The organism is Enterobacter sp. MGH 4 (genome assembly GCF_000534735.1).
GTDB classification, from domain to species: Bacteria; Pseudomonadota; Gammaproteobacteria; order Enterobacterales; family Enterobacteriaceae; genus Enterobacter; species Enterobacter intestinihominis.
Genome location: NZ_KI973293.1, coordinates 1 through 12881, shown reverse-complemented (window position 1 = coordinate 12881; position 12881 = coordinate 1). Strand labels below are relative to the sequence as shown.

Below are 12881 nucleotides of genomic sequence, written 5' to 3'. Positions count from 1 at the left end.
CGCCGGTCCGCATGCGGTTTTCCGGCTAGTGCCCTGAGAGATGGGGATAGCTTTTTACCCCTTCAAGGGGTAATCGAAAAAAAATTTGCGAAAGTGTTACCATCCACTCTCTTTTGATGGTGGCGGGACGAGGTAAATGAGTGGACTCAGGCAGGAGTTGGGGCTGGCGCAGGGCATTGGCTTACTCTCAACGTCTTTGTTAGGCACGGGCGTTTTTGCGGTTCCCGCGCTGGCGGCGTTGGTTGCCGGCAATAACAGTCTTTGGGCATGGCCGGTGCTGATCGTGCTGGTGTTTCCGGTGGCGATTGTCTTTGCCATACTCGGGCGGCACTTCCCGAGCGCAGGCGGCGTAGCGCATTTTGTCGGCATGGCGTTTGGGCCGCGAATGGAACGCGTCACCGGCTGGCTATTTTTGTCGGTGATACCCGTTGGCCTTCCGGCAGCCCTGCATATCGCAACCGGCTTCGGACAGGCGCTGTTTGGCTGGCACGATGAACAGCTGCTGCTGGCTGAACTCGGTACGCTGGCGATTATCTGGTGGGTTGGCTCACGCGGGGCCAGTTCCAGCGCCAACCTGCAAACGCTGGTCGCCGTGTTAATCGTCGCGCTGATCGTCGCCATCTGGTTTGCGGGTGACATTACGGTGGCGGATATTCCTTTCCCCGCGATTAATGACATCGACCACACACAGCTTTTCGCTGCACTATCCGTCATGTTCTGGTGTTTCGTCGGTCTGGAGGCGTTCGCTCATCTGGCATCCGAGTTTAAACAGCCCGAGCGTGATTTTCCCCGCGCCCTGATGATTGGCCTGCTGCTGGCGGGCACCGTGTACTGGGCCTGTACCGTACTGGTGCTGCACTTCAACGCGTTCGGTGAAGAGAAAGCCGCCGCCGCGTCGCTGCCGGGCATCGTGGTGCAGCTGTTTGGCGTTAAAGCCCTGTGGGTAGCCTGCATGATTGGCTATCTCGCCTGCTTTGCCAGCCTCAACATCTATATTCAGAGCTTCGCCCGGCTGGTGTGGTCTCAGGCACTTTATAAACCGGATAGCCCCCTCTCACGCCTGTCAAAGCGTCAGCTTCCGGTGAATGCGCTGAATACCGTACTGGGCTGCTGCGTGGTGAGTTCCCTGGCCATTTATCTCCTCGACATCAACCTTGACGCGCTGATTATCTACGCCAACGGTATTTTCATCATGATCTATCTGTTGTGCATGCTGGCGGGCTGTCGGCTACTGAAAGGACGCTTTAAGGCGCTGGCGGCTATCGGGTGTGTCCTGTGCCTGCTGCTGCTGGCGATGGTGGGATGGAAGAGTGTGTACGCCATCGTCATGCTGGCGGGGCTGTGGGTGTTTTTACCGAAGCGGCAAAATCCGCAGGCCCGGTGAGCGAGCGCCACCGGGCAAGAAACTTACCGATCGTCTTTATGATCTAACCGGTCGCGCTGCTCATCCTTACGCTGATATTCCCCTTCAAAGGTATCCCCCGGGCCGGTGCTGAAACCACCGCCTGGCATACGGCTGAAACGCAGATGCGGCAGCAGCTTCATGGTCAGATGCTTCTGCACCGGCGGCAACAGCAACAGCAGGCCGAGGAAGTCTGTAAAGAAGCCCGGCAGGATCAGCAGCAGGCCAGCAATAATCAGCGACACGCTTTTGATCATCTCGGCGGCCGGGCTTTCGCCTGCGGCCATCTTCTGCTGCATTAACAGGAAATTTTTGAAACCCTGATTGCGCACCAGCGACATGCCGATGACGGAGGTGAAGATCACCAGAATCAGCGTCAGCAGGACGCCCAGCACATGGGCAACCTGGATGAAAATCGAAATCTCAATGTAAACATAAAGAAAGAAAGCAATAAATGGTATCCAGCGCACTGGCATCTCCTGTGTGGCAGGTGCCTTCTGGCCCCTGACTGAATGTGTTCGCGAAGCGTGTAGATAAGAAATGGTGACGGTTAGCCAAAATTCAATCGGTTTGCACGGATATTTTTTCTGGAAATATTAAAGCGGTGACATATTTCACAGATTAATAATTATCATGAAATCGGGTCGATAATAAGTGATCCAGCTTACGGCAATTCGCTATCATCAGCATATGATCTCGAACATCTGGCCGATTGAGGGAATAATCGTCGGTCATAAAATATTCAAAACCACATATCTACTGTGTGTTTAGTACAATCCATCGGCAGCTTGAAAAGAAGGTTCACATGTTAAACAACATTCGTATCGAAGAAGATTTGTTGGGTACCAGGGAAGTTCCAGCGGATGCCTACTATGGTGTTCACACTCTGAGAGCGATTGAAAACTTCTACATCAGCAACAGCAAAATCAGCGACATCCCTGAATTTGTGCGTGGCATGGTGATGGTAAAAAAAGCCGCGGCTCTGGCAAACAAAGAGCTGCAAACCATTCCTAAAAGCGCTGCAAATGCGATTATCGCCGCGTGCGATGAAGTGCTGAACAACGGCAAATGCATGGATCAGTTCCCGGTTGACGTCTATCAGGGCGGCGCAGGCACCTCCGTCAACATGAACACCAACGAAGTGCTGGCAAACATCGGCCTGGAGCTGATGGGTCATCAGAAAGGTGAATACCAGTACCTGAACCCGAACGACCACGTTAACAAATGTCAGTCCACCAACGACGCCTACCCAACCGGCTTCCGCATCGCGGTGTATGCCTCTGTCGTCAAACTGGTCGACGCGATTAATCAGCTGGGTGATGGCTTCCAGCGTAAAGCCGTTGAGTTCCAGGACATCCTGAAAATGGGTCGTACCCAGCTGCAGGACGCAGTGCCAATGACCCTCGGCCAGGAGTTCCACGCGTTTAACGTGCTGTTGAACGAAGAGACCAAAAACCTGCTGCGCACGTCCGAACTGCTGCTGGAAGTGAACCTGGGCGCTACCGCCATCGGTACACGCCTGAACACCCCGGATGGCTATCAGCAGCTGGCGGTACAGAAGCTGGCTGAAGTGTCCAACCTGCCGGTTGTGCCTGCAGAAGACCTGATTGAAGCCACCTCAGACTGCGGCGCCTACGTGATGGTGCACAGCGCATTGAAACGTCTGGCGGTGAAACTGTCCAAAATCTGTAACGACCTGCGCCTGCTCTCCTCCGGTCCGCGCGCTGGCCTGAATGAAATCAACCTGCCAGAGTTGCAGGCGGGTTCATCCATCATGCCAGCTAAAGTGAACCCGGTAGTGCCAGAAGTGGTGAACCAGGTTTGCTTCAAGGTTATCGGTAACGATACGACCGTCACCATGGCCTCCGAAGCCGGTCAGCTCCAGCTGAACGTAATGGAGCCGGTGATTGGCCAGGCGATGTTTGAATCTATCCACATTCTGACCAACGCCTGCTACAACCTGCTGGAAAAATGCATTAACGGCATCACCGCGAATAAAGAAGTGTGTGAAGGCTACGTCTATAACTCCATCGGCATCGTCACCTACCTCAACCCGTTCATCGGCCACCACAACGGCGATATCGTCGGGAAGATTTGTGCCGAAACCGGTAAGAGCGTGCGTGAGGTGGTTCTCGAGCGAGGATTGTTGACCGAAGCCGAACTGGACGATATCTTCTCCGCCCAGAACCTGATGCACCCGGCATATAAAGCGAAACGATATACCGATGAAAGCGAACAGTAACCGTTCAGGCTAAGCTTCCGAAAGGCACGTCACTTGTGACGTGCCTTTTTTCTTTATGGCCGTTACCAAAACACAACAATTCAATATCAACTTGTTAATAAGCAAGGCAGGTCTTTATGTTTGGAGCAGAACTCGTCATCGTCCTGTTGGCGATTTATTTGGGCGCACGACTCGGGGGTATCGGCATCGGCTTTGCCGGCGGTCTCGGCGTGCTCGTACTTACCCTGATCTTTCAGATTAAACCCGGCGCAATCCCTTTTGACGTTATCGAAATCATCATGGCGGTTATCGCTGCCATTGCGGCCATGCAGGTCGCTGGCGGTATGGACTACCTGGTGAGCCTGGCGGAGCGTATGCTGCGTCGTCATCCAAAATACATCACCTTCCTTGCCCCACTGGTGACCTGGTTTATGACCATTCTCGCCGGTACTGGCCATACCGCTTTCTCCACGCTGCCGGTCATCACCGAAGTGGCGAAAGAGCAGGGTATTCGCCCGTCTCGCCCTCTTTCTATTGCCGTAGTCGCCTCCCAGATTGCGATCACCGCCTCGCCCATTTCCGCGGCGGTGGTCTTTTTCGCGGGTATTCTCGAGCCGATGGGCGTAAGTTATCTGACGCTGCTGGCGATCTGTATTCCGGTCACGCTGATTGCGGTAATGATCACTGCCGTGCTGTGTAACTTCCTCGGCGCCGAGCTGAAAGACGATCCGGTTTACCAGGAGCGTCTGGCAAAAGGTGAAGTGAGCCTGCGCGGTAGCCAGGTCTTTGAGCTGAAGCCGCATGCAAAACGCTCCGTGCTGCTGTTCCTGATTGGTATCGTCGCCGTGATGTTCTACGCGACCGCCATCAGCGATACGGTAGGTCTGATCCAGAACCCGGTTCTGCCGCGTAACGAAGCGATTGTGGTATTCATGCTGACCATCGCGACGCTGATCAGTATCACCTGTAAAATCGACACCAGCGAAGTGCTGAACGCCAGCACCTTCAAATCCGGTATGAGCGCCTGCGTGTGCGTGCTGGGTGTGGCGTGGCTCGGTGACACCTTCGTGAAAGCGCACATCAGCGATATCCAGACAGTTGCAGGCGACCTGCTGCACAACTATCCGTGGCTACTGGCGGTGGTGCTGTTCTTTGCCGCAACGCTGCTGTACTCCCAGGCTGCGACCACCAAAGCGCTAATGCCTGCGGCACTGATGCTGGGCGTGACGCCGCTGACGGCGATTGCCTCTTTCGCGGCGGTTTCCGCCCTGTTCGTGCTGCCAACCTACCCAACCCTGCTGGCTGCGGTTGAGATGGATGACACCGGCTCGACCCGTATCGGTAAATACGTGTTTAACCACGCGTTCCTCATCCCGGGCGTGGTGGCGATTACGCTCTGCGTGGTCCTCGGCTTTATCATCGGCGGCATTGTGCTGTAAACGGTTAGCCGTTGTAAAAATAGTTAAAAACGGGCCGCGCTGCGGCCCGTTTCATTAATGACCAATCACATGGCGTGATATAGTGAAGACTTTCGTGATGAGGAGGTCGACTCGTGAACACGCCTGATGCTGTTGTTGTACTGTGTACCGCCCCTGATGAAGCTTCTGCCCAGGATCTCGCCGCCAAAGTGCTGGCCGAAAAACTGGCTGCCTGCGTCACGCTACTTCCCGGCGCCACCTCCCTTTATTACTGGGAAGGCAAGCTGGAGCAAGAGTACGAAGTCCAGATGTTGCTCAAAACCAATTTGACCAACCAGCAGGCGCTCCTCGACTGCCTCAAGTCTCATCATCCTTACCAAACCCCGGAGCTGCTGGTGCTGCCAGTGGTCCACGGCGATAACGATTATCTCTCATGGCTCAACGCTTCTTTACGCTGATCCTGCTGCTGTGCAGCACGTCAGTTTTTGCCGGGTTGTTTGACGCGCCCGGCCGTTCGAACTTTATTCCTGCCGACCAGGCATTCGTTTTCGACTTTCAGCAAAACCAGCACGATCTCAGTCTCACCTGGCAGGTGAAAGAGGGTTATTACCTCTATCGCAAGCAGGTCAGCATCACGCCGGCAAAGGCCGACGTCGGCGCATTGCAGATGCCCGCTGGCGAATGGCACGAGGACGAGTTCTACGGTAAAAGTGAAATTTATCGCCAGCGCTTAAGCGTGCCCGTCACGGTGAATCAGGCGGATAAAGGCGCTACCCTGACGGTGAAGTATCAGGGTTGCGCCGATGCGGGCTTCTGCTATCCCCCTGAAACAAAGGTCGTTCCGCTTAGCGAAGTGAAAGCGGCGGCCTCCCCTCACCCCTCAGGGGAAATGGCCAGTGTGAGGGGTGAAGGCGAAGCCGCTTCAGACCTTCCGTTCTCAGCGCTTTGGGCGTTATTGATTGGTATCGGCATCGCCTTTACGCCCTGCGTACTGCCTATGTACCCGCTTATCTCTGGCATCGTGCTGGGTGGTAAGCAACGCCTTTCCACCGCCCGCGCGCTGTTGCTGGCCTTTATCTATGTGCAGGGCATGGCGTTAACCTATACGGCGCTCGGCCTCGTGGTCGCCGCTGCCGGGTTGCAGTTCCAGGCCGCCCTTCAGCACCCCTATGTGCTTATCGGACTGTCAGCAGTGTTTATTCTGCTGGCGCTGTCGATGTTTGGCCTGTTCACTCTGCAACTGCCCTCTTCCCTGCAAACCCGTCTGACGTTAATGAGCAACCGTCAGCAGGGGGGCTCTGCGGGCGGCGTGTTCGCCATGGGTGCCATCGCCGGGCTGATTTGCTCCCCTTGCACCACCGCGCCGCTGAGCGCCATCCTGTTATACATTGCCCAGAGCGGCAACCTTTGGCTCGGCGGCGGCACACTGTACCTTTACGCGCTCGGCATGGGTCTGCCGCTGATCCTTGTGACGGTATTTGGCAATCGTCTGCTGCCGAAGAGCGGCCCGTGGATGGAGACAGTGAAAACCGCGTTTGGTTTTGTCATTCTGGCGCTACCGGTATTCCTGCTGGAACGCATCATCGGTGATGTGTGGGGTACGCGTCTGTGGGCTATGCTCGGCGTGGCCTTCTTCAGCTGGGCATTTATCGTGAGTCTGGGTGCGAAGAAACCGTGGATGCGCCTGCTACAGATCCTTCTGCTGGCGGCCGCGCTGGTGAGCGTCCGTCCGCTACAGGACTGGGAGTTTGGCACCCCGACAGGTCAAACGCAGGCTCATCTGAATTTTATACAGATTAAGAACGTGGACGATCTCAACCGCGCCCTGGCGCAGGCGAAAGGAAAACCGGTCATGCTCGATCTCTATGCCGACTGGTGCGTGGCCTGCAAAGAGTTTGAAAAATACACCTTCAGCGATCCGCAGGTACAACATGCGCTGAGCGATACCGTTCTGCTCCAGGCGAACGTTACCGCCAACAGCGCGCAGGATAAGGCTCTGCTGAAGCAACTTAACGTGCTCGGGCTGCCTACCATCCTGTTCTTCAATGAACAGGGGGTAGAACAGCTGACGCAGCGTGTAACCGGGTTTATGGACGCGACGGCATTCAACGCGCATTTGCGCAATCGCCAACCGTAAACAACACTTTAGACGGGACAAACCGTTGGGAATAGCGGAGGAGATAACCGTGCAACGCGAAGACGTACTGGGACAAGCCCTGCAATTACTTGAGATTCAAGGGATCGCCAGCACCACGCTTGAGATGGTAGCCGACCGTATCGATTACCCTCTGGATGAACTTAAGCGCTTCTGGCCGGATAAAGAGGCGCTGCTGTATGATGCCCTGCGCTATCTCAGCCAGCAGGTGGATATCTGGCGCAGGCAACTGATGCTGAATGAAGAGCTGACCACCGAGCAAAAGCTGCTGGCACGCTATACCGCACTGACGGAGTGTGTCACCAACAACCGTTACCCAGGCTGTCTGTTTATCGCCGCCTGCACCTACTATCCGGATCCCGGACATCCCATCCATCAACTGGCAGATCAGCAAAAACGAGCCGCGCACGAGTTCACACACGAGCTGCTGACCACACTTGAAGTGGATGATCCGGCAATGGTCGCGAAGCAGATGGAGCTGGTGCTGGAAGGTTGCCTGAGCCGCATGCTGGTGAACCGTAGCCAGGCGGATGTGGATACGGCGCACCGTCTGGCGGAAGATATTTTGCGGTTTGCGCAGTGTCGTATGGGTGGTGCACTGACCTAAGCCAGCATTCCCGTCCAGGCGGAAATAAACAAACACAGCGCCATTGCACGTTGAAATCGCACCATCGCCACGGTGGTGCGGAAAATCCGGTTCACCGCCTTCCCCAGCCACGCCCAGCACAACAAACAGACCACTGAGATCGCCAGAAACCATAGCGCCATCAGCGAAATATCCCGTAATGCATGGTCGCTTGCCGGAGCAAACAGGCTGACGACGGCCAGCGCCATCATCCAGGTTTTTGGGTTTACAACCTGTAATAACGCCGCTGCCCGCGCGGTAAATCGGACATGACGCCTGGAGGAGAGATTCGCGGCCGGGGCGCTAAACAGCTGCCAGCTCATCCAGGAAAGCCACAGCACACCCGCCCAGCTCATCACCTGACGTATCAGCGGATACTGGCGTAACACATCTCCTGCCCCAGCGCCTGAAACCAGAACAATAGCGCTGGCGGCAATACACCCACCCAGGATCGCAGGAATCGTATTTTTTACGCCAAAGTGCTGACTGTTAGCCAGTACCAAAATATTGGTTGGCCCCGGCGTAATCGAGGCGACAAATGCAAACAGCAGGAAGGGTATTAAATTCACAGGTGGCTCCTTTTAGTAGAGCCATGAATGTGCCGTTATTTTCTGGAAACGTCTGGAAGGTTTGTGCACAACCGACGGTAGTATGCCGGAGAAATACGGTACGCCCGCTGGAACCAGCGACCAAGATGGCTTTGATCGGCAAAACCTACTGCCGTCGCCACATCAACAGGCAGTTCCCCATACGCCAGCATCTGTCGGGCCTTTGCCAGGCGCAGCTGGATAAGCCAGGCGTGCGGCGCAAGGTGAAATTCGCGCTTAAAGCAGCGGGTGAGCGTAAAGCGATCCGTCCCCGTCTCCCGCGCAAGGTCTGACAGCCCCACGTTCTCGCCGATATGCGCATAGAGATAGTCGCGGGCACGCTGCGCCACAGCGGAGCTTTGTAACTGCGACGGGAGTTTCTTCCGCCAGTGGCAGTGGGCTGTAATCTTAGTGAGCAGGTTATCCATTGTGCTCTGTTGTACGATCTTCATCTCATCGTTATGCAGCGAGGCAAATGTATCACCGATAGCGCGCACCAGCTGAGGCTCTCGCGTCAGCGTTTGGGCAAAGTGGAGGGTGTAACTCCCGGGAGTAGAGTCATACAGCCCTTGAAGCGTACGGGTGAGCCAGTGTTCATCCAGATAAAAGGTCAGATAAGTAAAGCCACCCTCTACCGGTGCATCACCGTCATGAATTTCACCAGGCTCAAGTAAAAAAGCATCGCCCGGCTGGCTACGGTGGCGTTCACGGCGACAGTGGAACTGCTGCGTACCGGAAAGGGTTATTCCGACCAGATAGCTATCATGCCAGTGGGGATCAAAGGCGTGTCCTTCGAAATGCGCCTTAATTGTCTCAATACCTGTTTCTGCATGCTGACGCAGCTCAAGCCAGTCGTTTGCCATACTGCCCTCCTCTTACCGTCAGCATTGCCACCTCTTGCCTGAACTGTCTGGAAGATTTGTGCACTTTCAGCGCACAAACGGACAGATTGCCGCAAACTTAAGCAGTTGAACAGCTTTTCCCGAAATAATGTTGACGATCGCGCGCGATTGCGGTTTAATGCGCTCCGTTGCCCGGATAGCTCAGTCGGTAGAGCAGGGGATTGAAAATCCCCGTGTCCTTGGTTCGATTCCGAGTCCGGGCACCAATATTCATAAGGCCTCGCTGAAAAGCGGGGCTTTTTCCTTTCTTAGCTACGGTAGATTTCTGGTCGTTGCAACACGTTATTTTCTTGCTGGATTTTTCACCATTTTTGCAGATGTTCGTTACATTTAGACACCTCAACATCCTCTGATATACCTTTTTCTAACCACACAGCTACGGTCTTTCTACGGTCCTCTACGGTTCCTTTCTCTCAAATCATTCATAGTGAAGTAGAAAACACGGGGGAAACGGGGGAATTATCATTTCGCCTTAATCCGCTGGTCTTAACGTGATTTTGTCGCGGGGAATAAGATGGGAAAATCCCCAATAGCAAGCGGGGATACCTGGCGGCAACCCTCTCCACATGGGGATCTTCACCAGTCCGTCCACCTGGAACAAGCTCTTCTTGCCCTTTCACTTCTTACCGTTACTAGAATCCCCCGTCCTCCACGCCATCATAAAATGGTTTATCCGTAGTAATTAAACATATTGGACTACTAAACCTAAGTGTCGGACCTGAACTGTGAGTTCAACAAGCAAATTCAACGCTGCCCTTAATCAACGGAGGGCAGGTCAAAACCTCTAACTATTAGGGAAGGTGCGAACAAGTTCCTGATATGAGATCATCATATTCATCCGGAGCGCATCCCAGAGGGACATCATGAGTCATCAACTCACCTTCGCCGATAGTGAATTCAGCACTAAGCGCCGTCAGACCCGAAAAGAGATTTTCCTCTCCCGCATGGAGCAGATTCTGCCATGGCAGAATATGACCGCTGTCATCAAGCCGTTTTATCCCAAGGCGGGCAATGGCCGACGGCCCTATCCGCTGGAGACCATGCTGCGTATTCACTGCATGCAGCATTGGTACAACCTGAGCGACGGTGCCATGGAAGATGCCCTGTACGAAATCGCCTCCATGCGTCTGTTTGCCCGGTTATCCCTGGATAGCGCCTTGCCGGACCGCACCACCATCATGAATTTCCGCCACCTGCTGGAGCAGCATCAACTGGCCCGCCAATTGTTCAAGACCATCAATCGCTGGCTGGCCGAAGCAGGCGTCATGATGACTCAAGGCACCTTGGTCGATGCCACCATCATTGAGGCACCCAGCTCGACCAAGAACAAAGAGCAGCAACGCGATCCGGAGATGCATCAGACCAAGAAAGGCAATCAGTGGCACTTTGGCATGAAGGCCCACATTGGTGTCGATGCCAAGAGTGGCCTGACCCACAGCCTAGTCACCACCGCGGCCAACGAGCATGACCTCAATCAGCTGGGTAATCTGCTGCATGGAGAGGAGCAATTTGTCTCAGCCGATGCCGGCTACCAAGGGGCGCCACAGCGCGAGGAGCTGGCCGAGGTGGATGTGGACTGGCTGATCGCCGAGCGCCCCGGCAAGGTAAGAACCTTGAAACAGCATCCACGCAAGAACAAAACGGCCATCAACATCGAATACATGAAAGCCAGCATCCGGGCCAAGGTGGAGCACCCATTTCGCATCATCAAGCGACAGTTCGGCTTCGTGAAAGCCAGATACAAGGGGTTGCTGAAAAACGATAACCAACTGGCGATGTTATTCACGCTGGCCAACCTGTTTCGGGCGGACCAAATGATACGTCAGTGGGAGAGATCTCACTAAAAACTGGGGATAACGCCTTAAATGGCGAAGAAACGGTCTAAATAGGCTGATTCAAGGCATTTACGGGAGAAAAAATCGGCTCAAACATGAAGAAATGAAATGACTGAGTCAGCCGAGAAGAATTTCCCCGCTTATTCGCACCTTCCTTAACTCAATGTTAAAAACGCAACATCGGTTTCTTATTTTTTATCTAAATGGAATGGAGTGTTTAATTTATAATAAATTATATATTTATTACTGTGTGATTTTCGATGTTATTTGGTTGATATTCCGCTCACATGTTAACATGGAGCGGAATATTATGATTAATCTTTGCAAGTGTGAATATTAAATTCATTCCCACGCGAAATTAACATGCATTTATCTTTGGGGCCGTCAAAAGTATCATTGCTTCGCTTGAGTAAATAATAACCACTATCATGCCCTGATATTTTTATCTGTTCTTGGCTAAATCCACCATAAACCATTAATGCAGCTCTTTCAGATTGTGATATATTTTGGGGGGTGTAAATCGCCCCTTTTCCATCTTTATTAATCATAGATAGTTGATAATACATATCAGGTAGACGGTAAGTAGATATTTCTCTATATATAGAGTTTAATTGGATGATTGAACCTGGAAGAATGACAAGCACCACAAGAACCCATGAATGTTTGGATTTTCCGATAAGTATAGCTGTTGCATAACACATTAACAAAGTATGTGGATAGCCATACCATGGAAGCCTCGTTTGTGCCAGAGTGAAGAATGCAAATAAGGTTAAGATCGAAATAAGAATAATATTTACATCATAACTGAATGTGCTTTTTACTCCATTAGATAAAATTGAAATTGCAAGTGATGATACAAATGCGATCAGCAATAAAAAGTGATTTTCATAAAGGATATCAAGATAATACCATTTGGAGGTTATGTGACCTTCTATTTGAACAGAAGAACGATGAAGTAAATCATAATCAATCATCTTTATGATAAAATCGAATTTATCATATTGATATCTTGCAATAAGCCAAAGAATAACTGGAATTGACACACAAATGATTGGAAAGATAAAAGATTTAAAGTTCAGATTTCTATCTTTAACCTGATAAAAGTATGCTGTAATAAAAGCAAAACCAATTGACAAAGCATGCCAGCTTTTAGTTAAAAATGCTAAAGATACTAAAAATGCGGCAAATGCTATATTTCTAGTTTTGCAATTAAAAGATAAAATAACTACTGATAATACAATGAATAGCAAATAAATCGCATCAGGATCAGCAGAGCGAAATGAGTGGAATGTTATTAGCTTAGAGCAAGATATAAACAACAGCATGAAACACAAGGATGCTATAAAATTATATCTTTTATTTAAAGAATATGCGCAAATGGCAAACAATAACATTCCTGATAAAATAGATGGAATTCTCATTGTAATAAGTGAAATGCCAAAAATTTTTGACGTAATTACTAGAGACCAAAAACTGACAGGAGGCTTGAGATTCCACATATCTACTGCAGCACCCCACTTGTTAACTATATAATTACCGCTTTGTAACATTTGCAAGGCGCTAACTATGTGTCTACTTTCATCCCAATCAGTAAATCTAGAGTTGTTAATATTATATGTTAATAATGATAAAAGAACCATGCCAAGCACAGCAAAGAAAAAAGGGAAAGGTCTGAATTTAGATGTCATTTTTTTAACCTTACTGATGTGTTGATTTTTCGATGAAAAACTTAGGTC

General features: G+C 51.8%; 11 protein-coding genes and 1 tRNA gene. 8 read left to right on the top strand and 4 right to left on the bottom strand.

What is annotated here, in order from left to right; all coding sequences use genetic code 11:
- Window positions 1-136 precede the first annotated feature (136 nt).
- Window positions 137-1384: an L-methionine/branched-chain amino acid transporter gene (gene yjeH / locus L350_RS10540; RefSeq protein WP_032625164.1), complete on the top strand. Its 1248-nt coding sequence runs from the start codon at window positions 137-139 to the stop codon at window positions 1382-1384.
- Window positions 1385-1407: 23 nt separating this feature from the next.
- Here the strand turns inward: yjeH and L350_RS10545 are convergent, their stop codons facing one another.
- The gene (locus tag L350_RS10545) at window positions 1408-1872 is read right to left on the bottom strand and encodes an FxsA family protein (protein ID WP_003855925.1); all 465 of its coding nucleotides are present in this window, start codon (window positions 1870-1872) and stop codon (window positions 1408-1410) included.
- A gap of 335 nt (window positions 1873-2207) precedes the next feature.
- Between L350_RS10545 and aspA the strand changes: the two genes are divergently transcribed.
- The 5 genes from aspA (at window position 2208) to L350_RS10570 (ending at window position 7803) form a co-directional block, all read left to right on the top strand.
- On the top strand, window positions 2208-3644 hold the full coding sequence (gene aspA / locus L350_RS10550; protein ID WP_003855923.1) for an aspartate ammonia-lyase: 1437 nt from the start codon (window positions 2208-2210) through the stop codon (window positions 3642-3644).
- Between the two features lie 116 nt (window positions 3645-3760).
- Window positions 3761-5062 carry an anaerobic C4-dicarboxylate transporter gene (locus tag L350_RS10555; protein WP_008502949.1) on the top strand — a complete coding sequence of 434 codons (1302 nt, stop codon included), beginning with the start codon at window positions 3761-3763 and terminating at the stop codon, window positions 5060-5062.
- A gap of 113 nt (window positions 5063-5175) precedes the next feature.
- Window positions 5176-5499, top strand: a complete 324-nt coding sequence (gene cutA / locus L350_RS10560; protein ID WP_003855908.1) for a divalent cation tolerance protein CutA — start codon at window positions 5176-5178, stop codon at window positions 5497-5499.
- On the top strand, window positions 5475-7178 hold the full coding sequence (locus L350_RS10565; protein ID WP_032625161.1) for a protein-disulfide reductase DsbD: 1704 nt from the start codon (window positions 5475-5477) through the stop codon (window positions 7176-7178). The genes cutA and L350_RS10565 overlap by 25 nt, the downstream gene beginning before the upstream one ends.
- A gap of 49 nt (window positions 7179-7227) precedes the next feature.
- Window positions 7228-7803, top strand: coding sequence for a transcriptional regulator (locus L350_RS10570; RefSeq protein WP_017383972.1), 576 nt, complete (start codon window positions 7228-7230; stop codon window positions 7801-7803).
- Here L350_RS10570 and L350_RS10575 read toward each other — a convergent pair.
- Both L350_RS10575 and L350_RS10580 read right to left on the bottom strand, forming a co-directional pair.
- Window positions 7800-8390 carry a LysE family translocator gene (locus tag L350_RS10575; RefSeq protein WP_032625159.1) on the bottom strand — a complete coding sequence of 197 codons (591 nt, stop codon included), beginning with the start codon at window positions 8388-8390 and terminating at the stop codon, window positions 7800-7802. The genes L350_RS10570 and L350_RS10575 overlap by 4 nt on opposite strands.
- A gap of 35 nt (window positions 8391-8425) precedes the next feature.
- Window positions 8426-9271 carry an AraC family transcriptional regulator gene (locus tag L350_RS10580; protein ID WP_032625157.1) on the bottom strand — a complete coding sequence of 282 codons (846 nt, stop codon included), beginning with the start codon at window positions 9269-9271 and terminating at the stop codon, window positions 8426-8428.
- A 169-nt stretch (window positions 9272-9440) separates the two neighbouring features.
- Between L350_RS10580 and L350_RS10585 the strand changes: the two genes are divergently transcribed.
- Both L350_RS10585 and L350_RS10590 read left to right on the top strand, forming a co-directional pair.
- Window positions 9441-9516, top strand: a tRNA-Phe gene (locus L350_RS10585).
- Between the two features lie 657 nt (window positions 9517-10173).
- Window positions 10174-11154, top strand: a complete 981-nt coding sequence (locus L350_RS10590) for an IS5-like element IS5 family transposase (RefSeq protein WP_001575870.1) — start codon at window positions 10174-10176, stop codon at window positions 11152-11154.
- A gap of 305 nt (window positions 11155-11459) precedes the next feature.
- On the opposite strand, the gene L350_RS23295 is transcribed toward L350_RS10590, so the two are convergent.
- Window positions 11460-12881 (bottom strand): ArnT family glycosyltransferase (locus L350_RS23295; RefSeq protein WP_071994433.1); only part of this gene is annotated, 1422 nt, incomplete at its 5' end.